At 41.9% G+C, this 22,279-nt stretch carries 20 protein-coding genes; 2 read left to right on the top strand and 18 right to left on the bottom strand.

Features of this window, described 5'->3' with window-relative positions; translation table 11 throughout:
- Positions 1-102: 102 nt before the first annotated feature.
- The 12 genes from lipA to ABFY09_RS08315 all read right to left on the bottom strand — a co-directional run bounded on the left by lipA (position 103) and on the right by ABFY09_RS08315 (position 10,993).
- A complete protein-coding gene (lipA, locus tag ABFY09_RS08370; RefSeq protein ID WP_347983857.1) occupies positions 103-1,062 on the bottom strand; it encodes a lipoyl synthase in 960 nt (319 codons plus the stop codon).
- Position 1,063: 1 nt separating this feature from the next.
- Entirely contained in the window at positions 1,064-1,708 is a 645-nt protein-coding gene (gene lipB / locus ABFY09_RS08365; protein WP_347983856.1) for a lipoyl(octanoyl) transferase LipB, read from the bottom strand.
- Entirely contained in the window at positions 1,709-2,014 is a 306-nt protein-coding gene (locus ABFY09_RS08360) for a DUF493 domain-containing protein (RefSeq protein WP_347983855.1), read from the bottom strand.
- Between the two features lie 21 nt (positions 2,015-2,035).
- On the bottom strand, positions 2,036-3,184 hold the full coding sequence (locus tag ABFY09_RS08355; protein WP_347983854.1) for a D-alanyl-D-alanine carboxypeptidase family protein: 1,149 nt from the start codon (positions 3,182-3,184) through the stop codon (positions 2,036-2,038).
- Between the two features lie 81 nt (positions 3,185-3,265).
- Positions 3,266-4,198, bottom strand: coding sequence for a septal ring lytic transglycosylase RlpA family protein (locus ABFY09_RS08350; RefSeq protein ID WP_347983853.1), 933 nt, complete (start codon positions 4,196-4,198; stop codon positions 3,266-3,268).
- A complete protein-coding gene (gene mltB, locus ABFY09_RS08345; protein WP_347983852.1) occupies positions 4,185-5,231 on the bottom strand; it encodes a lytic murein transglycosylase B in 1,047 nt (348 codons plus the stop codon). Before mltB ends, ABFY09_RS08350 begins: the two co-directional genes overlap by 14 nt.
- A complete protein-coding gene (gene rodA, locus ABFY09_RS08340) occupies positions 5,228-6,349 on the bottom strand; it encodes a rod shape-determining protein RodA (protein WP_347983851.1) in 1,122 nt (373 codons plus the stop codon). The genes mltB and rodA overlap by 4 nt, the downstream gene beginning before the upstream one ends.
- On the bottom strand, positions 6,342-8,222 hold the full coding sequence (mrdA, locus tag ABFY09_RS08335) for a penicillin-binding protein 2 (RefSeq protein WP_347983850.1): 1,881 nt from the start codon (positions 8,220-8,222) through the stop codon (positions 6,342-6,344). The genes rodA and mrdA overlap by 8 nt, the downstream gene beginning before the upstream one ends.
- Positions 8,223-8,232: 10 nt before the next feature.
- The gene (gene rlmH, locus ABFY09_RS08330; protein WP_347983849.1) at positions 8,233-8,700 is read right to left on the bottom strand and encodes a 23S rRNA (pseudouridine(1915)-N(3))-methyltransferase RlmH; all 468 of its coding nucleotides are present in this window, start codon (positions 8,698-8,700) and stop codon (positions 8,233-8,235) included.
- Between the two features lie 10 nt (positions 8,701-8,710).
- Complete coding sequence (rsfS, locus tag ABFY09_RS08325) at positions 8,711-9,064, bottom strand: ribosome silencing factor (protein WP_347983848.1); 354 nt, start codon at positions 9,062-9,064, stop codon at positions 8,711-8,713.
- Positions 9,065-9,078: 14 nt separating this feature from the next.
- Positions 9,079-9,744, bottom strand: coding sequence for a nicotinate-nucleotide adenylyltransferase (nadD, locus tag ABFY09_RS08320; protein WP_347983847.1), 666 nt, complete (start codon positions 9,742-9,744; stop codon positions 9,079-9,081).
- The gene (locus tag ABFY09_RS08315; RefSeq protein WP_347983846.1) at positions 9,734-10,993 is read right to left on the bottom strand and encodes a glutamate-5-semialdehyde dehydrogenase; all 1,260 of its coding nucleotides are present in this window, start codon (positions 10,991-10,993) and stop codon (positions 9,734-9,736) included. The genes nadD and ABFY09_RS08315 overlap by 11 nt, the downstream gene beginning before the upstream one ends.
- 134 nt (positions 10,994-11,127) lie before the next feature.
- Here ABFY09_RS08315 and tsaA point away from each other — a divergent pair, with 134 nt between their 5' ends.
- Both tsaA and ABFY09_RS08305 read left to right on the top strand, forming a co-directional pair.
- Entirely contained in the window at positions 11,128-11,856 is a 729-nt protein-coding gene (gene tsaA, locus ABFY09_RS08310) for a tRNA (N6-threonylcarbamoyladenosine(37)-N6)-methyltransferase TrmO (RefSeq protein WP_347983845.1), read from the top strand.
- Complete coding sequence (locus tag ABFY09_RS08305) at positions 11,853-12,101, top strand: hypothetical protein (RefSeq protein WP_347983844.1); 249 nt, start codon at positions 11,853-11,855, stop codon at positions 12,099-12,101. The genes tsaA and ABFY09_RS08305 overlap by 4 nt, the downstream gene beginning before the upstream one ends.
- Positions 12,102-12,235: 134 nt before the next feature.
- Here the strand turns inward: ABFY09_RS08305 and rpsA are convergent, their stop codons facing one another.
- The 6 genes from rpsA to gyrA form a co-directional block, all read right to left on the bottom strand.
- A complete protein-coding gene (rpsA, locus tag ABFY09_RS08300) occupies positions 12,236-13,918 on the bottom strand; it encodes a 30S ribosomal protein S1 (protein WP_347983843.1) in 1,683 nt (560 codons plus the stop codon).
- Between the two features lie 162 nt (positions 13,919-14,080).
- Positions 14,081-14,764 (bottom strand): (d)CMP kinase, encoded by a 684-nt coding sequence (gene cmk, locus ABFY09_RS08295; protein WP_347983842.1) that lies wholly within the window; start codon positions 14,762-14,764, stop codon positions 14,081-14,083.
- A 19-nt stretch (positions 14,765-14,783) separates the two neighbouring features.
- The gene (locus ABFY09_RS08290; RefSeq protein ID WP_347983841.1) at positions 14,784-17,012 is read right to left on the bottom strand and encodes a prephenate dehydrogenase/arogenate dehydrogenase family protein; all 2,229 of its coding nucleotides are present in this window, start codon (positions 17,010-17,012) and stop codon (positions 14,784-14,786) included.
- 64 nt (positions 17,013-17,076) lie between these two features.
- Positions 17,077-18,195, bottom strand: coding sequence for a prephenate dehydratase (gene pheA, locus ABFY09_RS08285; protein WP_347983840.1), 1,119 nt, complete (start codon positions 18,193-18,195; stop codon positions 17,077-17,079).
- A gap of 4 nt (positions 18,196-18,199) precedes the next feature.
- On the bottom strand, positions 18,200-19,279 hold the full coding sequence (gene serC, locus ABFY09_RS08280; RefSeq protein WP_347983839.1) for a 3-phosphoserine/phosphohydroxythreonine transaminase: 1,080 nt from the start codon (positions 19,277-19,279) through the stop codon (positions 18,200-18,202).
- A gap of 72 nt (positions 19,280-19,351) precedes the next feature.
- The gene (gene gyrA / locus ABFY09_RS08275) at positions 19,352-22,036 is read right to left on the bottom strand and encodes a DNA gyrase subunit A (protein WP_347983838.1); all 2,685 of its coding nucleotides are present in this window, start codon (positions 22,034-22,036) and stop codon (positions 19,352-19,354) included.
- Positions 22,037-22,279 lie beyond the last annotated feature (243 nt).

Genomic DNA, 22,279 nt, shown 5'->3' with positions numbered 1-22,279 from the left:
CTTATGCCGCACAATATACTGGCATCAGCCTATTCCTAAGAGTAAAAAAAAGCGGGGCTAAGAAAAATCTCAACTCCGCTTCTCAATTCAATTTATAAGCAACTAAGAAACATGCTCACCATGAGCTTGTTTATCTGCATGGTAAGAAGAGCGAACCAAAGGTCCACAAGCCGCATGCTTAAAACCTAACTCTTTTGCAACTTCTTCGTAACGAGCAAACTCTTCTGGCGGTACAAATCTCGCCATAGGGAAGTGATGTTTAGAAGGCTGTAAGTACTGACCAATCGTCAACATGTCTACATTGTGTGCTCTTAAATCTTTTAAGACTTCAACAATCTCTTCGAACGTTTCGCCCATACCAACCATTAAACCTGATTTAGTTGACACATCTGGACAGCAATCTTTAAAATTTTTAAGCAAATCCAATGACCACTGATAATCAGAACCTGGTCTTACTTGGCGATACAAACGTGGAATAGATTCCAAGTTATGATTAAAAACATCTGGTGGCGCTAAAGAAAGAGTATCAACAGCGACTTCCATACGACCACGGAAGTCTGGTACCAAAGTTTCAATCTCAATATTAGGACTTGCTGCCCGCGTTTCATTAATACAATTAACAAAATGCTGTGCACCGCCATCACGTAGATCATCACGATCTACAGAAGTAATAACCACATATTTTAGCTTCATATCACGAATAGCGGCAGCAAGCTCTTTTGGTTCGTCTTCTTTCAAAGGGTTTGGACGACCATGAGCTACATCACAGAAAGGACAACGGCGAGTACAAATTTCGCCCATAATCATGAAAGTCGCTGTACCGTTACTAAAGCATTCGCCTAAGTTCGGGCAATTTGCTTCTTCACAAACAGATGCCAGTTTGTGCTCTCGCAAAGTGCTCTTAATACGGGCAATCTCAGGCGAAGCAGGCATACGAACACGCAACCAATCTGGCTTTCTTGGAATTTCTTCTGTTGGAACAATCTTAATTGGAATACGTGCCATTTTATCGGCGCCACGTAACTTCTCCCCTTGGACAACGCGTTTGCGTTCTGCTGTCATTTTATTTCCACCCTTGTTGGATAGTCGGATAACTATACCCGAGCAGCTCAGCAAGCTGGTTCGCCAACTGAACTTTGATATTTGATAAAACCACATTGCTATTTAGGTGCTTCATATCAACCATTTTCAGACCTTGATAGCCACATGGATTGATACGATCAAAAGGTGTGAGATCCATATCTACATTTAATGCAAGCCCATGAAATGAACAACCTCTGCGCACTCGTAACCCGAGTGATGCAATCTTTTGCCCATCAACATAAACACCCGGTGCATCTGGTTTTGGGTAGGCATCTATTGCGTTTTTAGCCAACACTTGAATAACGGAGTTTTCCAATACATTAACCAAATCACGAACGCCTATTCCTAAACGCTTTAGATCAATTAACACATAAGCCACTAATTGCCCTGGGCCATGATACGTGACCTGGCCACCACGGTCGACTTGAATCACAGGAATGTCACCAGGAGCAAGAAGATGCTCCTGTTTACCCGCTTGCCCTTGTGTAAATAAAGGCGGGTGTTCCAAAAGCCAAATTTCATCAGCGTCGTCTTTGGTTCGAGTCTGAGTAAAATTTTTCATCCGATCCCAAATATCAGAATACTCAACAACCCCCAAATTACGACAAATTAAATCAAGCTCCATTTACATGACCATTTTAACAGCTTCTATCGCCATTAAATCAATGTGAAGAGCAGATAATTGCTCTTCATTTTGAGCCAAAATACGGAAACTGTAACTAACAAAACGTCCTTTACTGGATCGGTTTACTTTCACTGCATTAGCATCCATCTCCGGTGCATGCACCTTGAAGCATTCAGCAAGCGTTTCATGAATACCTTCCACTTCAAGGGAAACAACTTTTATAACATAGTTTTCGCATGGAAATTCTATTTTAGGTGCATCTACTGCATTCTCAGCCTGATCACCATCTTTTGTAATTAATGCCATTAATTTACCTATTTATTCAGCTTAAAACAGCTTCATAAAGAAAAGCTTAATACTATCGAATAGGCGTTTGAAGAAACCGCCCTCTTCAACAGCTTCCAAAGCGACAACCGGTCGCTCCAATAAAATATTTCCTTCAGTGCCAACAACAATGGTTCCTAGAATATCTCCAACTGCGATAGGAGCGGTAATCTCTTCCTGCATTTCTAATATCGCAGGAATAGAAGCACTTTGCTGACGTGGAATGGTCACAAGCACATCTTCAGCAAAACCTACTTTTACAGTAGATTGGCTACCGCGCCATACATGTGCATTATTCAATACTTGGCCACGGCTATAAAGTTTGCGTGTTTCATAATAGCGGAAGCCGTAATCCAATAGCTTTTGCGCTTCTGCAGCACGAGCTTCATCAGATTTCGTTCCCATCACAACAGCAATCAAACGTGTGCCATTTCGCACAGCAGAAGCGGCCAAACAGTAACCTGCTTCGTTTGTATGACCTGTTTTCAAACCATCTACTGTTTTATCTCGCCATAGTAATTTATTGCGGTTTGGCTGACGGATGTCGTTATAAGTGAAATACTTTTCCGAATACATTTTGTAATTTTCTGGGAATTGCAAAATGGTTGCGCGAGATAACTTCGCAAGATCACTAGCAGTGGAGTAATGATTTTCAGCAGGGAAGCCAGTGGAATTCACAAAATTTGTATTCGTCATTCCCAAAAGCTGTGCATGCTGATTCATCAAATCAGCAAACGCAGATTCGCTGCCTGCAACATGTTCCGCTGCGGCAACACTGGCATCATTACCTGACTGAATGATAATTCCGCGCATTAAATCTTCCAGTGATACATAGGTTCCTTCACGAATAAACATTCTGGAACCTTCCATTCGCCATGCTTTTTCACTGACTCTAATTTGATCTTCTAGTGTCAAATTTCCGCGGGCAAGTTCATATTCAATGATATAAGCCGTCATAAGTTTTGTTAGGCTTGCCGGAGGTAAGGCCTCATTAGCATTGTTATCTACTAGGATATCCCCAGTATAAGCATCCATTAAGATATAACTGCTTGCAGATAATTGTGGAGGAGCAGGAATCAGCGGAGAAGCGGCAAATACAGAGCCGACAAAAATATTTAGTGTAAAAAATAAAGAAACTAGGAGTGTTTTCATGCTCAAAAATATCGTCTTCTTAAAAATGTGGATAAATAATACTAGAGCACTCTATGAATCTCTAGCCCAACAAATAAATAACTAAGGTAGTAAAATAACTCTAACTGGATTCTCAAACCCCTCCTGCTGCAATTTTTTCTGCCAATTTGATAATTCATTGGCGTCATCATAAGGCCCGACCAAGACTTTATAGAGGCCGTCCCTCTGTTTATTTGCTGTTATTTTAATACTCGTATCGAAGGCTTCAAACAGCTTTTGCTTCAAACGCTCTGCGGACTCTTCAGAACTAAAAGCCCCTAATTGTAAATGAGTGAAATTCACCCCAGAGGCAGCTGCAATATTCGCACTAGAAGGTAATGAAGCCTTAGCCAGCTGGGTCTGAACGACATTAGCTGTATTATTAACTACTGTAGAATTCGGATTATAGGTCTGCCCTTGCGCTGGAGTAATGGCTTCAATTCGAACTCTGGCCAAACCTTTCTTATGGTAGTCCAAACGAGCTGCAGCAGCATAAGAAAGATCAATCAATCGATCACCATGAAATGGACCTCGGTCATTGACTCGAACAATAACAGAGCGCTGATTTTCCAAGTTTGTCACTTTCAAATAAGTTGGCAAAGGTAAGGATTTATGCGCGGCGGAAAAGCTATACATGTCATATATTTCCCCATTTGAGGTTTTATGACCATGAAATTTATTACCATACCAAGATGCCGTTCCTTCTGCCACATAGCCTTCTGCAGAATCCATTACTCTGTAGGTTTTCCCCCAGACTTTATAGGAGCTTTTATTACCGCCTCGACTTTTAGGCTCCCACTTCGGAACCAAATCAGGAAGGTGATCAACCTTAATATCTCCTGTTGGCGCATGATCTTGTAGAATAGAATAGCGACCTCCACCAGATGCTTTCTCATAATCTATATCATCTTGCCCCAAAACGTGGCGCGTACTCATGCAACCACTTAACAATAAAGAAGATAAAGCAACAAAAAACAGTACCTTAATAACTCTCATATTTACCTATACTCTGCGCCAATTCTAATACAGACATTGCATATCTTCGGCTAGGGTTATAATCCATAATGGTAAAAAAATTCTCATAAGCCAACCAATAAGTAACCTCTTCAGGTCCTGTACGTAACGCAACCAGTCCTGTTTTCCCAAGCGAAAAAGACTGTGTCGGCAAGACATTATACGAAGACCAGACATTCATTTCAGTGTCTGCTTTTCTACCACGATTAATCTCTTTCTCTACTTTTACAGGATCAGCTACCTGAGCAGTAACAAACCAAGGTTGATTGTTTTGCCAACCATGATGTTTTAAATAATTAGCAGCACTACCTATTGCATCCGCTTCTGATTTCCATAAATCAATATGGCCATTTTCATCATAGTCTATAGCAAGCTTACGATAATTGCTGGGCATGAATTGAACCATTCCCATCGCTCCACTGTAAGACCCTTTTGTAACACCAATGCTCCATTGTTTTTCACGGGCAAGTAATAAATAAGCCTCTAACTCACTTTGAAAATATTCTTTACGTCTTGGGTAATCAAAAGCTAAAGTGGTGAGCGATGTGAACACATCTTTAGAGCCCGTGATACGGCCGTAATAGGTTTCGACACCAATGAGTGCTACTATGATGTTTGGCTCCACACCGAACTCTTGCTCTGCCTTTTGTAACCAATATTGATTACGCTCTGCAAATTCACGACCAGACTCAGCTCTTGCTTTTGTAACAAAGCGCTTCTTGTATTCGTAATATGGAACAAGCACTTCTGGTTGGTTATCAGACTTCTCAATAACGTTAGGTCGCACTTTTATATGAGAAAAAGCCAATTCAAGAGTATCTCTATCATAATCATGCTCTTTAACTAATTTACCTATAAACGACTGAACTTCAGAGTTAGCCGCATATGAATCCGATGCATCTTCCAATTCATTCTCTAATAAGGAGCCATTCACACCTGAATTAGAATGGTCTACATTGCTACAAGCGATTAGACCGAGTGTCCAAAAAACGACTACTATCTGTTTAATCATCATATTGCCCTTTTATGAGTTTGTATCGACATCAAAATACCAAATGTTGCCATGATGGTAATAATAGAAGTACCACCATAACTTATAAGTGGCAAGGGAACTCCAACAACAGGAAGAATCCCAGACACCATACCGATATTTACAAACATGTACACAAAGAATGTTAACGTCAGACTACCTGCTAATAAGCGTGCATAGTTATCTTCCGCATTAGTGGCAATGTATAGCCCTCGAGCAATAACCAGTAAATATGCAAAAATAAGCAGGCCACACCCCAACATTCCAAACTCTTCTGCGAGAACGGCAATAATAAAATCAGTATGACTTTCAGGTAGAAAATCCAATTGGGCCTGAGTTCCCTCTAACCAGCCTTTGCCATAAACACCACCGGACCCAATCGCAGTCTTCGACTGGATAATGTTCCAACCCGACCCCAAAGGATCACTTTCAGGGTTTAAAAAAGTTAACACTCGCTGACGTTGATAATCATGCATCACTTGCCATAAAACATAACCAGCGATAGGAGCGAGCGCTGTGGCGCTTAAAATATAACGCCAACCTAAACCTGCCAAAAATAGAACAAAAACACCTGAGACAGCAACAAGTAAGGAGGTTCCCAAATCAGGCTGCTTCGCTATCATTAAAACAGGCAATATTATGATGCCGAGAACAGTAACAATTTCTTTAAACGTCGGAGGCAGCGGTCGATTAGAGAAATACCAAGCAACCATCATAGGCATGACTATTTTCATGATTTCAGAAGGTTGGAAACGGAGCCCTCCGGGCAACGATAACCAACGTTGAGCACCTTTAGCGCCGACACCAAATAGCAACACACAAACAAGTAAAATCACTAGAAAAAGAAATAAGGTAGGTGAAGCTCGACGCATGTACTTTGGCGGCAACTGAGCAAGAGACAAGCATACACACATACCCACAATTAAGCGAAACACCTGTCGATCAACCATCGCAATATTCTGACCAGAAGCGGAGTACAATACAAATAAACCACCACCAATCAACAACAATAAAGAGCCAATTAATAGAATATCAATGTGCACTAACTTCCATAAACGAGCATTGGTAAAAGACAATGCTCTACGATAAAAGCTCTCAGTCATCACCACTCCCTTTTAAGTTGTCGTATTCGACTGGGTAATCATTATAAAGGTAGGCATCAAATAGCTTTTTACTTAAATCGGCAGGCTTAGAACTGCTTCCACCATTTTCAAAAATAGCAAAAACTGAAATTTTAGGCTTTTCAGCAGGCGCAAAGCCAATAAACAATGCATGATCATGCAAACGTTGATCTAACTTTTCGGAGTCGTACTCTTCGTCTTCTTGCAAACTAAATACTTGCCCCGTACCCGTCTTACCTGCAATAAGATAATCCGTTCCTTGTAAACGTCTTGCCGTGCCTTTTGAATCAGTAATTACTTTACGCATCGCGACAATCATACGCTCCCAATTCCGCTGATCTTTAAGAACAATATGATGATCATCGCCGCGCTCACCAGGAAACTCTATAGGTTCGCCGCCGACACTTTGCGCCATACGAGGGTAATAATAATGCCCTCTACCCGCTAACGCAGAAGTGGCTGCAGCAATTTGTACCGGTGTCGCCACCATAAAGCCTTGTCCAATGCCTACGTTAACCGAATCACCAGGATACCAAGGTTCATTATATTTGGCTTTCTTCCATTCATTGGAAGGTAATAAACCAACACTACCACCGTTTAAATCAAGCAAATTGTTTTGACCGAAACCAAATCTCGATAAGAAGTTATGAATAGGCGTTATTCCCATCTTGTTTGAGAGTTGATAATAATAAGTATCAACCGATTCAATAATCGAACGCTCTAAACCTATCCAACCATGACCTGTTCGTTTCCAATCTCGGTAGCGTCGACCATTAGGGTTTATTTGATAATACCCCTTTGCGAAGTAACGCTCCGTCCAGGATGAAAATCCATACTCTAGTCCAGCAAGCCCCATAAATGGCTTAATGGTTGATGCCGGAGGATAACCACCACGTAAAGCTCGGTTAAAAAGAGGAAGTTTTTTTGAATTACGTAACGATGAATAATCTTGAACTGAAATACCACGGACAAACAAATTAGGATCAAATCCAGGTTTAGACACCAGCGCTAATATACCGCCTGTATCCGGATCAATAGCAACAACAGAGCCCTTATAATCGCCCAACAAATCATAAGCATATTGCTGTAATCGAGCATCTAAATGTAAACGAAGGTCTTTTCCAGGTGTTGGAGGCTGTTTTTCCAGCTCGGACATGATTCGCCCACGGGCATTAACTTCCACTTTACTGAGCCCTGTTTTTCCAAACAAAGTATCTTCATAAAAGCCTTCTATTCCTGTCTTCCCTATAAATAAAGCCCCTTGATAAGCAAGCCTATCCACTCTCTCAAGGTCCTTGGATGTAATTCGCCCAACATAGCCAATTGCATGAGCAAACGCTTCACCATATGGATAGTATCGAGTTAGTTGAGCTTCAACTTGAACACCGTCTAACTTATATAAATCAACAGAAACTTTAGCCCATTCTTCATCTGTCAGCTGAGGCTTTAAAGTAAGGGATTGATAAGGCCGGCGATATTCTTTAAGGCGATTATCAAAATCTTCCCACTCGCTGTCACTAATATCTATAATTCCTGAAAGCTCTCTCTTTAACTCAGGAAAATTAGCAACCCGTTCAGGAATAACTGTCAAACTGTGGATAGGTCGATTATCAGCTAATACTACGCCATTACGATCGTAAATTAGCCCTCTGGGTGGAGGGTCCGTTACCAGCATAACTCGGTTTTCATCGGCCTTAGTTTGATAAAGTTCATAGTTCATCACTTGCAGATAAAACAAACGAACCATCAAGATAATAGACAAGAACAATACAAAAATCGCTGCAGCAGTAACTCGCCGCTGAGTTAATTTCTTTTCTTCTCCATAATTACGAAACGCCTGATGTTTGCTGTTCACTCACCACACCTTATCTATGATATGGGTGATTGTTCATTAAAGTCCAAGCACGATAAATTTGCTCAGCTAAAATAATTCTCACCATAGGATGCGGAAGCGTTAAACGAGATAGAGACCAAACTTGATCTGCGCGAGCCGTGCATCTTGGATCTAATCCGTCTGGCCCACCCACTAATAAACTCACGTTATAGCCATCCATGCGCCAATTTTCTGTTTGATCTGCAAGCTGCTCAGTAGACCACTCCTTACCAAGCACTTCCATAGCAATGACTTTATCTCCAGAAGAAATCGCTTCGAGCATAGCGTCTCCTTCCTTACGAATAGCTTTGGGTATATCCGTATTTTTACCACGAGGCGACATCGAAATTTCAACAAGCTCTAACGCAAAATCCTTTGGTAGACGCTTAGCATAATCATCATAACCTTGAGTCACCCACTTGGGCATTTTGTTACCAACAGCAATCAAACGAACTCGCATTATAAAGACCTTATAACGTTTCTGGTTTTATATCCCACAACTTCTCAAGGTCATAAAATGCTCGAGCTTCTTCTGTCATCACATGAACAACAACATCATGTAGATCAACAAGCACCCAGTCACTTCCCATTCCACGCCCTTCAGAACCTAGCGGCTGTAAACCTTGTTGCTTAAGATGCTCAAAAACATTTTGCCCTAAAGCATTAACATGGCGTTTAGAAGTACCTGTACAGATCACCATGTAATCCATCATGTCTGTATGACTTCCAACGTTCAACACAGTGATCTTGTCACCTTTTACATCTTCTAATGCTTCGACAGCAAAGGCTAAAATTTGATCTGCTGTGAGGTTAATCTGACTCATATAATTACGTTATCCTATCGATATAATTGATGTTGCTCTACGTACTTTTGAACGGGCTCTGGCAATAAATAGGCAATTGACTCATTATTTCGAGCCAGCGATCTAATCATGCTAGAAGATATCCCCAATGGGGTTAATGTCTCAAACCAGACCAATCCCGAAGGTGCGCATTGTAACTCATGCGATGCAGAGGCACGATAGTTTTCACAAAATGCATTTAGCTCCGAAATCAAATCTGGCTCCCAACCAGGACGTGAAACCACTAAAAGATGAGCATACTGAGTTAGTACTCGCCACTCATGCCAAGTAGGAAGCGACAAAAAGCTATCCATACCCAACACCATAATCAGTGGTTCATCTGGGCCTATTTCAGCACGTATATCTCGCAAGGTGTCTACACTGTAGCTCGGTCCTTCTCGCTCTACTTCACGAGAATCCACACTTAACCTTGGGTGACTAGAAACGGCCAACTGTGCCATTTCTAAACGCTGACGAGCCGTAACACCTGGCTCACCTTTATGAACAGGCTGAAAGCAAGGTATTAATTTCAGTGCTGAATATTGATATTTATCAAGCACCTCAACAGCCGTTCTAAGGTGGCCATTATGAACGGGGTCAAATGTCCCTCCCATAATTGCCAAACCAGATCGTCTTGTTTCATTTTGCTGCTTAATTATCACGTGTATGACCATCACCCAGCACTATGTATTTCTGACTGGTAAGTCCTAATAGCCCAACTGGGCCACGAGCATGAATTTTATCTGTAGAAATACCAATTTCTGCACCAAAACCATATTCAAAACCGTCTGCAAAGGATGTTGAAGCATTTACCATAACAGATGAAGAATCGACCTCTGTCATAAAAGCACGAGTTTTACTGTAATTCTGAGAAACAATGGCATCGGTATGATGCGAACCATATTTATTTATATGAGTAATTGCTTCATCCATATCGACCACAATTTTGATCGAAAGTTTAGGGGCATGATATTCCGTATACCAATCTTCTTCTGTCGCTACGCCAATAGAAGAGGATATAGATTGAGACAATTCACAACCAACGAGTTCAACGCCTTTCTCTTCAAAGGCCGCAACCAGCTTTGGAAGTATGTCGTCTGCAACCGATTTATGAACGAGCATAGATTCCATTGCATTACACACGCCGTAGCGACGTGTTTTTGCATTAATCACAATTTTGAAGGCTTTATCAAAGTCTGCTTCATCGTCAATATACACATGGCAATTACCATCCAAATGCTTAATGACAGGCACTCGAGCATCTTTGCTAATTCGCTCAATTAAGCCTTTGCCGCCACGAGGCACAATAACATCAACATATTCAGGCATAGTAATTATTTTACCAACCGCTTCTCTATCAGTTGTGTTTAACACTTGCACCGCATCTGCAGGCAAGCCAGCCACTTCAAGCCCTTTACATACTGCTTCTGCAATAGCTTGATTTGAATGAAACGCTTCTGAGCCACCACGTAAAATAGTTGCATTACCTGACTTCAAACATAAACTCGCAGCGTCAATAGTTACATTAGGACGAGATTCGTAAATAATACCCACAACACCAAGAGGCACTCGCATTTGGCCACGCTGAATGCCAGAAGGTAAATACACCATTCCTGATACTTCACCAATTGGGTCAGGCAAAGAAGCAACCTGTTTCAAACCTTCAATCATGTTATCTATTCGAGCGTCATTAAGTAATAATCTGTCTAATAAAGCAGCATCCAATCCTTTCGCTCGGCCTTCTTCCATGTCTTTCGAATTTGCTTCTATCAATCGAGGTCGTGCATCACCTAAAGCGTCTGCCATAGCGAACAACGCCATGTTTTTTTGCTGAGTGGAAGCTTTAGCAAGTAAGCGAGAAGAAACTCTAGCTTGCTGACCAATTTGATTCATATAAGATTCTAAAGACATTTTTAATCTCTAATAAAAGTAAGAAGCACAAACAGAAGGCAGCAAAATAAATCACGACCAATTCAACTAAGCCAGTATACTAACATAATATTTTCATTCATTTAGTGCAGTTTTATACGAAGAAGGAAGACTCGGTGCCCAGCTCTCATTCATACACCCTTTCCCCCATTGGCATAATACATTCCTGCTATAAAGAAAAATTTGGCATTCCTAGACAACCGGGATTAGTCACAGAAGCAACAGCTCGCTTAGAACTCATTGCGCCCTACAATAGACTCGACACATTAGATGGCTTGAATGATTTCTCACACATTTGGATTCAATTTATTTTCCATGCAAATCAGCAAGAAAGCTGGAAAGCAAAGGTTCGTCCTCCACGCTTAGGTGGACAGAAAAAAATGGGGGTATTTGCCACAAGAGCAACCCATAGACCCAACCCTATTGGCTTATCTGTGGTCAAAATGGGGCGCATCTACAAAGAAGATACAAAAGTGTTTATTGATCTGCATGGCGCAGATTTACTCGATGGGACACCAGTATTAGATATAAAGCCTTACCTACCTTATGCCGACAATATCCCTGAAGCAAAAGGTGGATTCGCACATACTAGATCTTCAACCCATAAAGTACAATTCTCAGCGACTGCTAAACTACAATGTGAGCGATACAAGACCGAAAATAAAAGACCAATTATAAGCTTAATTGAACAAGTTATTGCTCAAGACCCAAGACCCTCTTACTTGTCAGATCAAATAGATCGAGAACATGGAATTAGACTCTGGGATATAAATGTTAAGTGGTGTGCAAGAAGTGATCATTTTGAGATACTAGAAATAGAACATGAAACAGAGATCGAAATATGAACAAAAAACATTTTTTGAATACATATAAAAAAATCGACTCACTAGACGAAGATAAGAGGAAAAAAACTGAGCAGGCGCCAATTTATCGATCAGAGCACGATGAGCGCCTAATAAAAGACTTCCATTACGCAAAATTCCAAAAAAACTTCAACAAAGTCCAGCAAAGTGACGCCTTCAAAAACCTATTGGAAAAAGAGAATTGGGATGACGAAGATATCCAAACTTTTCTCAATTCATTAGGCTAAAAACATACACAAACTCTATACCCATAGTTATCCACATGTTCTGTGTATAGTTTTCTTGTCAATAAATTCCCCAAAAATAGACATAAAAAAAGCGGACCGAAGTCCGCTTTTTATAACTTCCAGAAAATCAAAACTTAGTTTTGGCTTTCTAGTTGCGCCTTGATCAAATCACCAATAGTAGTAGGACCATTCGCTTCAGCTTGCTGTTTCTCAGAGTGCGCTTTCAACGCTGTCTTCTCTTCAGAAGCATCTTTCTGCTTGATAGAAAGAGCAATAGTACGAGCTTTACGATCAACATTGATGATCGCTGCTTCTACTTTGTCACCTTCTTTCAATGCAGATGTTGCATCTTCAATACGGTCACGGCTGATTTCAGATACTTTCAAAGTAGCTTCAACGCCTTCCGCAAGAACAACTACTGCACCTTTCGCATCAACTTCAGAAACAGTACCATTAACAATAGCGCCTTTGTCGTTTTCAGCTACGAAAGCAAGGAACGGATCTTCTTCAAGTTGTTTAACACCTAAAGAAATACGCTCACGCTCAGCGTCGATAGATAATACAACAGTTTCTAACATATCGCCTTTCTTGTATTGACGAACAGCTTCTTCACCCGCTTCTTCCCAAGATAGGTCAGATAGGTGAACCAAACCATCAATACCACCGTCAAGACCAATGAACACACCAAAGTCAGTAATAGATTTGATTGCGCCAGAGATTTTGTCGCCCTTGTTGAAAGAAGTAGCAAATTCTTCCCATGGGTTCATAGTGCACTGTTTGATACCCAAAGAGATACGACGACGCTCTTCGTCAATATCAAGAACCATAACGTCTACATCATCACCGATCTGAACAACTTTAGATGGGTGGATGTTTTTGTTAGTCCAATCCATTTCAGATACGTGAACTAGACCTTCAACACCTTCTTCAAGTTCAGCGAAGCAACCGTAGTCAGTCAAGTTAGTAACTTTAGCCGTTACTTTAGTATTCTCTGGGTAACGAGCTTTGATTGCTACCCATGGATCTTCACCCAACTGTTTCAGACCTAGAGACACACGGTTACGCTCGCGGTCAAACTTAAGTACTTTAACGTCGATTTCATCGCCAACAGCAATGATTTCGCTTGGGTGTTTAATACGCTTCCAAGCCATATCAGTGATGTGAAGAAGACCATCAACACCACCAAGGTCAACAAACGCACCGTAATCAGTAAGATTCTTAACGATACCTTTAACTTCTTGACCTTCTTCAAGAGAAGCAAGAAGTGTTTCACGTTCAGCGCTGTTAGTCGCTTCCATAACGGCACGACGAGAAACAACAACGTTGTTACGTTTTTGATCAAGCTTAATAAGTTTGAACTCTAGATCAACACCTTCCAAATGTGATGTGTCGCGGATTGGACGAACATCTACCAAAGAACCTGGCAAGAAGGCACGGATATTAGCGATATCAACAGTGAAGCCACCTTTAACTTTACCGTTAATTACACCGTGGATAATGGCATTTTCTTCGTAAGCTTTTTCAAGCACAGACCAAGTCTCTGCACGTTTCGCTTTTTCACGAGACAATTTAGTCTCACCGAAGCCATCTTCTACAGCGTCAAGTGCAACTTTAACTTCGTCACCGATGTTTAAGTTGAATTCACCACTTTCCGTTAGAAACTGAGAACGAGGAATTACGCCTTCAGATTTAAGACCTGCATGAACAGTTACCCATTCGCTGTCAATATCAACAACAATACCAGTAACAATTGAGCCTGGCGCCATTTCGACGGTTAAAAGGCTTTCTTCAAACAGTTCTGCGAAGCTTTGAGTCATTGTATTTCCTATATGTTTGGTTTAGTAAACTAAACCCTATCCACATTGCCAGCAAATGTGGGTCAATTTTTCGAATGATGCGATAAAGGCTTGCTGGCACCTTTACCGACTTTGATAAAATTCAGTCTATTCTAGCACATTCCAGACACAAAAAAGAACAGGCTACGCAAGACCGGCTTTTACTGTTTCAGTAAAAATCATCTCGACAACCTGTTCAATACTTAAATCTGTACTATCGATTACTAAGGCGCCTGCAGCAGATACAAGAGGAGCGATAGCTCTATTAGCATCTCGCTCATCTCTTTCTTTAATCGTTTTAACTAATTCATCAAGATTAACTGTTTCGCCTTTTTGCTGCAATTGTTGTATGCGACGCTGTGCACGTTCTTCTGCAGAAGCGGTTAAAAACACCTTAACTTGTGCGGAAGGAAAAACAACTGTGCCCATATCGCGACCGTCAGCAACTAAGCCTGGCCACTGTGAAAACGCACGCTGACGAAGCAATAGACCTTCTCGGACTTCAGGGATTGCAGCCAATTTAGAAGCATTGTTTCCCACTTCTTCAGTACGAATTGCCTGAGTAACAGTTTCACCTTCTAAGATAATTTCAACTTTACCTGGCTCCATTTGTTGAAATTGTATATCCAAATGCTCCGCTAATACTTTTAGCGTCTCCACATCTTCAACAGACATACCATGATGTGAAACAGCAAGCGCAAGAAGTCTATACAAGGCTCCACTATCTAATATATGCCACCCCAGTTTTTCTGCAATTAATTGACTGACGGTACCTTTACCAGCACCACTTGGACCATCAATTGTAATAACTGGGCCTTGGTTAATCATAACTATTCCTCTTAAAAAACTACTGCATTACCGAACAATGGAAACCTAATTGCTCTGCAATGTTCTCCAACTCATTAAATTCTTCTAATAATTTCTGACAGTCATTGACGACTGTAGTCGATTTACTTCTTGCACCAAGTGCCAGCATGGCCAACGCCAAACGATCATCGCCAGCACAATCAAGCTCACCACCTTGCGGAACAGAGCCATAAATAATCAATTCGCCATTTTCATAAGTACAACGTACTTTCACTTTTTCAAGCGCATCAACTAGAGCGAATACTCTATCTTCATAGTAATAAGGCAATGCGTTAATACCATTCATATGCGTTACACCGTTGGCATATGCAGCCACAACACATAAAAGTGGCAACATCTCTCTAAATCGATAGCTTTGCTCTGCACTTAATGTGAAAGATTGCAATTCAGAAAATACAACATGCATCTCCCCTTCGCGCAACCCTGTTCCTAAGACACTTTTCGTTGGCACAGACGCATCTAACCCAATAGATTGCAAAAACGAAAGGTAATCAAACGAAACAGAGTCTAGACCTATATTCTTCATATTAAGTTCAGAACCTGGAAGTAAACTTGCCAGCAACGTCCACCACATAGCTTCGTGCACATCACCGGAAAGTACGATATCTACGCCAGATAATGATGATGAACCTATTTGAAAACTACCATCGCACTCAGAAACAACCGCTCCAAATTGACGTAACAAGACCTCGCAATGAGATAACTCTTCAAACAATGGCCTTACACGCCCCATTGTTTGTGAATATAAAGCTGCCAAAAAAGCCGACATTTTTAAACGCTCAGACCCACTAGTTAAGTCAATAGAAACATCTGTTACTTGCCCTGGCGTTAAGACGATAGGCAAACAATCCTCCACATCAGAAGCGACTTTCCCGCCCATTTCACGGACAACTGAAAACAAATCACTCATAGGTTGTTTTAACAGCTCACCTTCACCAACAACAGTAGTTACGAATGATTGTCCCGCCAACACTGGCAACAAGAGATACAAACTTTCCCGAGATTCATGAATATTAATGGGTGCTATTGGTGCCTTAAGACCACGAAGCCCGACACCATGCACTCGCAAACGATCTAATGCGACCTCCTCAATGACAACACCCATATCTCGAAAGGCTTGCATAGTAATTCGAACATCAACACTAAGATCAATATTCTGTAAATCACTCACCCCTTCCGAAAGCGCAGCTATGGTAATGGTTTTGTGTGACAAAGATTTGTCACCCGCCAAAGAAATATCACCTTTAATAACAGAAGCAGGCAAAACTGAAACAGAAGTTGGTCGCACTTCTTTTGTCGAGCCCATTGTACGTTGCTCTAACAAACGAAGAAAATGATCTCGTGCAGACTTGGCTCGGGTAAATACACCAAACATACTCGCACCATCACCTTGCTCGATCGCAGAGCGCATATCCGCAAGGCGATCAGTAAAATGATCAAGCGTCGCCAATGTGGCTTCTTTATTAGCCAAAAAAACATCGCGCCACATGACAGGGTCACTAGAAGCAATACGAGTAAAGTCTCTAAAGCCGCCAGCGGCAAACTTGAATACATCCTGACTGCGTTCACTATTAGCAAGCGCATCAACCAAAGTATAGGCAAGCAAATGAGGCAAATGACTAGAAGACGCTAAAACATGATCATGATGCTCGACATCCATACTCACAACGTCTGCACCAATGGCTCGCCAAATACGATGTAAAAGATCAAGCAAAACCGGATCACTGTCCGACAAAGGCGTCACGATTGCCATGTGCTTTTCAAACAACAAAGGATTAGCAGCTAAAACACCGCTCTTTTCTGCTCCCGCAATTGGGTGGCTGGGAATAAAGTTCGACGGCACCCCCTCAAAAGCACGACGCGCAGACTCAACCACACTCCCTTTTGTTGAGCCAACATCTGTCACCAAAGTATCCACCGAAAGAAAAGGCTTTATTCTTTTTAAAACAGACTCCATGGCTCGAACAGGTGTTGCTAAAACAATAACATCCATCCTGGCGATATAATCTTCAGTAAGTTGAGCTGGATAATCGATCACTCCAGTAGACACACCTAACGCCAATTCACCGTCTCGACGATCAGCGCCATATAGTGTCGCCAAACCACGATCTTTCAGAGCTTTAGCGAAAGAACCACCAATCATGCCAAGACCAATAATCATGACATTACCGAATTTATTTTTTTCTTGAGGCATAGTATCCAGTGGCATTAAAAAACTACTCTTATCTATCAAAGCGCGACATATCTAGCAATATTAAAAAGTGACTATCGACTTAAAGTACAGCCACAGGATAAGAACCCAACACCTTTACTTCGGATGCTTTTTCACGTAGCTCATCAATCACAGCACGACATGCATCATCTAAATAATGCCCAATGAAGTCGATGTAAAAAATGTACCCCCAGCGACTCATTAGTGATGGCCGAGTTTCCAATCGCGTCATATCTACACCGTGACGCTCAAATGCCTCAAGCAAATAATACAAGGCACCAGGCTCGTTTTTAGCACTAATCAATAAAGATGTCTTATCTTTACCACTAGGCGGTACATCCTGATTACCCACAATCAAAAATCGTGTCGTATTGTCTGGGCGATCTTCAATGTTCGCCGACACCTTAATCAAGCCATACAATTCACACGCCACTTCACCTGCAATCGCAGCCACGGCACGGCCACTTCGACCAGCATCAGCAGCAAGACGAGCCGCCTCCGCATTAGAGCTAACAGCCACACGCTCTGCGTGCGGCCAATAGCGATCCAACCAAGCTCGACATTGTGCCAATGATTGTTGATGAGAATAAATATGCGTCACATCTTCCGAATTGATATTCGGGCTCACCAACAAATGATGATGAATACGCTCCTCCACTTCTCCGCAAATTTTCAAACGCGAGTCGCGAAAACTGTCTAAAGTATGGTTTACAACACCTTCTGTTGAATTCTCAACGGGCACAACACCATAATTTGCCGCGCCTGATTCCACTTCACGGAAGACTTCATCAATAGCTGCCATTGGCGCACTTAGGATAGATTTACCAAAGTGCTTCAATGCCGCTTGTTGAGTAAAGGTGCCTTCTGGCCCTAAAAACGCAATGCGCATGGGTTTCTCTAAGGCAAGACAAGAAGACATCACTTGACGAAAAATTTTCGCCATCTCTTCATTACCAAGAGGCCCTTCATTGCGTTCCATTACACGCCTTAAGACCTGTGCTTCACGCTCAGGACGATAAAAAACAACGTCATCAGATTGCTCAGCAAGCTTCACTTCAGCCACTTTTTGAGCACAGCGTGCACGTTCATTAATAAGCACCTGAATCTGTGAATCAATCGAATCAATACGATCGCGCAACAATGGCAATGTATCAGGCACTATTTCTTTAGAGTTAGACATATTATTACCCGTGACGCTCTTCAAAACCGCGCATAAAATCAATCAAGGCAAGCACACCCTCCATCGGCATGGCGTTATAAATACTTGCTCGCATTCCACCAACAGAACGATGGCCTGCTAACGTGCGCAAACCAGCCGCTTCTGATTCTTCAATAAATAAAGCATCCAAAGATTGATCTGCCAAAATGAAAGGCACATTCATACGAGATCTAAACGCTGGATCAACAGGATTTGAATAGAACGAACTAGAATCGATAAAATCATACAAAGCTTGCGCTTTACGAATATTGATTTCCTCAATCACCTCAACACCGCCTTGTTCTTCAAGCCACTCAAAAACAAGATCAGCCAAATAAATAGCAAACGTAGGAGGCGTATTTATCATCGAGTCATTCGCGGCTAGATTCGCAAAACTCCAAATGGAAGGCAATTCATCACTAGATCGAGCCAATAAATCTTTACGCACGATACAAATAACCACACCAGCAGGACCAACATTTTTTTGCGCGCCTGCGTAGATCATACCGTACTTACTAACATCAATTTTTCTCGACAAAATAGTCGAAGACAAATCTGCCACAATCGGCAAATTCGTTTCAGGCAAATCAGAAAACTCTACACCGCCAATTGTTTCATTAGGGCAAAGGTGTAAGTAGGCAGCAGCTTCATCTAACTCAAGATTAGAAAAATCAGGAACCGTGGAATAGTTTTGCTCTTTAGAAGAGCCAACAACATTTACTTTGGTGTAGCGTTTTGCTTCTTTAATCGCTTTAGAAGACCAAGCACCTGTGTCTAAGTAACAAGCGGAACCAAAGCCATTCACCAAGTTGGCAGGAATCTGGGAAAATAAAGTCGATGCCCCCCCCTGAACAAACAAAATTTCATAATCATCATTAACATCAAGCAAACGAGCTAAACGCGCTTTAGCCGAAGCCAAAATAGACATAAACTCAGTACTTCTATGGCTCATTTCCATAACGGAAACACCAGCGCCATGCCAGTCTAATAGCTCAGCTTGTGCTTTTTTCAAAACAGTCTCTGGAAGCGCTGCCGGACCAGAACAAAAATTATATACTCGGCTCATCCTGCTTATTACCTCTAGTATTCAGGACCCATCTACAATAAAAGCGACGCACCTAGGTGCGCCGCTTATTTACTATTCCGTATCAGCTTCTGTGATATCAGGGGATTCGTCGCCATCATTTGGCGCTTGATCGACAACCGCATCATCTGCTTCATCAATTTCGATATCACCTTCATCATTTTCCACGACACGTTCAATGCCAACTAGATGCTCGTCATTGGTCAAACGAATCAAGGTTACACCTTGTGTATTTCGCCCTTGACAAGACACTTCCGTCACTCGAGTACGAACCAAGGTACCTTGATCAGTAATCAAGATAATTTCATCCGTTCCCTCAACCTGAGCCGCACCAATAACTGGGCCGTTACGATCAGATACTTGGATACCGATAACACCTTGACCACCACGACCATAAACTGGAAAGTCTTCCACTGCCGTACGCTTACCAAAGCCGTTTTCACAAGCCATCAATACAGCAGAGCCCTCTTCAGGAACGATCAGAGAAACCACTTTCGCACCTTCACTCAATCGAATACCTCGAACACCCGCCGCTGTACGACCCATTGGACGAACGTCTGACTCTTTAAAACGAATAGTTTTACCAGAAGAAGACACCAACATGATATCGTTTTCGCCCGTAGTAACAGATACACCCACCAGCTCGTCTGTTTCATCTAAGCTCAATGCAATCAAGCCAGTAGAACGAGGTCGAGCGAAGTTCTGCATCGCCGTTTTCTTAACGGTACCTTTCGCAGTCGCCATAAAGATGTAGCTACTTGACTCTACATTTGCTTCGTCAGCAACATCTTCATCACCTTCCTCTTTCTCTGTGTCTTCAACAACAGGCAAAGGTAATAAAGCAGAGATAGATTCACCTTCACTTAAAGGCAACAAGTTAACAATTGGACGACCTTTGGCGCCACGGCTCGCAACAGGAATCTCAAAAACACGCAACCAATAGACTTTACCAAAGTTGCTGAAAAGCATGATGGTGTCGTGACTGCTTGTTACAAGAAGGTGCTCAATATGGTCTTCATCTTTCATGCTAGCCGAAGACTTACCACGACCACCACGACGCTGAGCTTGATACTCTTCTAGAGGCTGAGATTTCGCATAACCTGTATTCGAAATTGTCACAACCATTGGCGCTTCATCGATCAAGTCTGCAATAGTTAGATCTTGACGAGAAGTGATAATTTCCGTTCTACGTGCATCACCAAAGCTATCACGAACTTCTTCAAGCTCTTCACGAATCACTTCCATCAAGCGATTTGGATTAGAAAGAATGTTCAGCAATTCAGCGATCAACTCAATTAGAGCCTTGTACTCGCCAAGCAATTTCTCATGCTCTAAGCCAGTCAAACGATGCAAACGCAAATCTAGAATCGCTTGCGCTTGATCTGGTGATAAGTGATAAGCACCATCAACAAAGCCGTAACCTGCATCAAGATCATCTGGGCGACAAGCGTCAGCACCAGCACGTTCAAGCATGGCAACAACATTTCCTGGCTGCCAAGATTCAGCAACAATCTTCTCTTTTGCCTCTGCAGATGTTGGAGAAGTACGAATCAATTCGATAATGCGATCTATATTTGCTAGAGCCACAGCCAAACCTTCAAGGATATGGCCACGCTCACGCGCTTTACGAAGCTCAAAAATGGTACGACGAGTCACCACTTCACGGCGGTGTTTCACGAAGCATTCAAGAATCTGTTTCAGATTTAGTAGTTGTGGACGACCATCAACCAAGGCCACCATATTGATACCAAACACAGACTGCAATTGAGTTTGAGCAAAGATATTGTTAACAACAACGTCTGGATTCTCGCCGCGACGCAGTTCAATAACAATACGCATGCCGTCTTTGTCAGACTCATCACGAAGTTCACTGATGCCTTCCAGCTTTTTCTCTTTCACAAGCTCGGCAATTTTCTCAATGACTTTTGCTTTGTTTAACTGGTAAGGAATTTCAGTAAAGACTATGGCTTGGCGATTGCCTTTTTCCATGTCTTCAAAATGATGACGAGCGCGCATGTAAATACGACCGCGCCCTGTCTTGTAGGCTTCAACAATACCAGCACGACCATTAATAAAGGCCCCTGTTGGGAAATCTGGCCCTGGAATGTGTTCGATCAGTTCATCAATGGTGACGTCTGCGTTATCAATTACCGCAAGACAACCATCAATAATTTCACCTAAGTTATGAGGTGGAATATTGGTCGCCATACCAACGGCGATACCGGCAGAACCATTTACAAGCAAACCAGGAACACGTGCAGGCAATACTTCTGGCATAAACTCTGTGCCATCGTAGTTAGGCACAAAATCAACTGTTTCTTTCTCAAGATCCATCAATAAATGATGAGAAATTTTTGCCATGCGGATTTCGGTATAACGCATTGCTGCCGCACTGTCGCCATCGACAGAACCGAAGTTACCTTGACCATCCACCAGCGTGTAACGCATTGAGAAAGGTTGAGCCATACGAACAATCGTATCGTATACAGCAGAGTCACCATGAGGGTGATACTTACCGATTACATCACCGACAATACGTGCCGACTTTTTGTATGGTTTATTCCAATCATTTTTAAGTTCATTCATCGCAAATAGAACGCGACGGTGAACAGGTTTTAACCCATCACGTACATCAGGTAATGCTCGACCTACAATTACGCTCATTGCGTAATCTAGATAAGACCCCTTAAGTTCATCTTCGATACTGACGGGAATAATTTCTTTGGCTAATTCACCCATAGATACAATCGATCCTTATGCCTCGGAAGCCTGACAGACTTCATCATCTCTTTTTATAAGCGCTGCATTGTAACATAAGGAAATAAATAACACTCCTTCAAGCTGTATGTTTTGTTGCTCATAATTGCATTTGATTCTCAGTTTCTTGCCTTCTTGTCGAATATCAAAGAAAACCAAACAAGAAATTTGCTCGTACCTAATATATGAGTTAGCTATTGGTCACCCTCATGGTTGGCGTTATAC

The organism is Marinomonas sp. 5E14-1 (genome assembly GCF_039939215.1).
GTDB lineage: Bacteria > Pseudomonadota > Gammaproteobacteria > Pseudomonadales > Marinomonadaceae > Marinomonas.
Note: the sequence above shows the minus strand (reverse complement) of the source record. Positions and strands in the feature narration are given on the sequence as shown.

What these genes read in the sequence shown, in the direction of transcription:
- ABFY09_RS08315 (WP_347983846.1), bottom strand. Translation starts at nt 10,993, where the DNA reads ATGTCTTTAGAATCTTATATGAATCAAATTGGTCAGCAAGCTAGAGTT.
- lipB (WP_347983856.1), bottom strand. Translation starts at nt 1,708, where the DNA reads ATGGAGCTTGATTTAATTTGTCGTAATTTGGGGGTTGTTGAGTATTCT.
- ABFY09_RS08350 (WP_347983853.1), bottom strand. Translation starts at nt 4,198, where the DNA reads ATGAGAGTTATTAAGGTACTGTTTTTTGTTGCTTTATCTTCTTTATTG.
- ABFY09_RS08290 (WP_347983841.1), bottom strand. Translation starts at nt 17,012, where the DNA reads ATGCCACTGGATACTATGCCTCAAGAAAAAAATAAATTCGGTAATGTC.
- ABFY09_RS08305 (WP_347983844.1), top strand. Translation starts at nt 11,853, where the DNA reads ATGAACAAAAAACATTTTTTGAATACATATAAAAAAATCGACTCACTA.
- ABFY09_RS08355 (WP_347983854.1), bottom strand. Translation starts at nt 3,184, where the DNA reads ATGAAAACACTCCTAGTTTCTTTATTTTTTACACTAAATATTTTTGTC.
- gyrA (WP_347983838.1), bottom strand. Translation starts at nt 22,036, where the DNA reads ATGGGTGAATTAGCCAAAGAAATTATTCCCGTCAGTATCGAAGATGAA.
- ABFY09_RS08360 (WP_347983855.1), bottom strand. Translation starts at nt 2,014, where the DNA reads ATGGCATTAATTACAAAAGATGGTGATCAGGCTGAGAATGCAGTAGAT.
- rsfS (WP_347983848.1), bottom strand. Translation starts at nt 9,064, where the DNA reads ATGAGTCAGATTAACCTCACAGCAGATCAAATTTTAGCCTTTGCTGTC.
- rlmH (WP_347983849.1), bottom strand. Translation starts at nt 8,700, where the DNA reads ATGCGAGTTCGTTTGATTGCTGTTGGTAACAAAATGCCCAAGTGGGTG.
- lipA (WP_347983857.1), bottom strand. Translation starts at nt 1,062, where the DNA reads ATGACAGCAGAACGCAAACGCGTTGTCCAAGGGGAGAAGTTACGTGGC.
- rodA (WP_347983851.1), bottom strand. Translation starts at nt 6,349, where the DNA reads ATGACTGAGAGCTTTTATCGTAGAGCATTGTCTTTTACCAATGCTCGT.
- serC (WP_347983839.1), bottom strand. Translation starts at nt 19,279, where the DNA reads ATGAGCCGAGTATATAATTTTTGTTCTGGTCCGGCAGCGCTTCCAGAG.
- mltB (WP_347983852.1), bottom strand. Translation starts at nt 5,231, where the DNA reads ATGATGATTAAACAGATAGTAGTCGTTTTTTGGACACTCGGTCTAATC.
- rpsA (WP_347983843.1), bottom strand. Translation starts at nt 13,918, where the DNA reads ATGACTCAAAGCTTCGCAGAACTGTTTGAAGAAAGCCTTTTAACCGTC.
- pheA (WP_347983840.1), bottom strand. Translation starts at nt 18,195, where the DNA reads ATGTCTAACTCTAAAGAAATAGTGCCTGATACATTGCCATTGTTGCGC.
- cmk (WP_347983842.1), bottom strand. Translation starts at nt 14,764, where the DNA reads ATGATTAACCAAGGCCCAGTTATTACAATTGATGGTCCAAGTGGTGCT.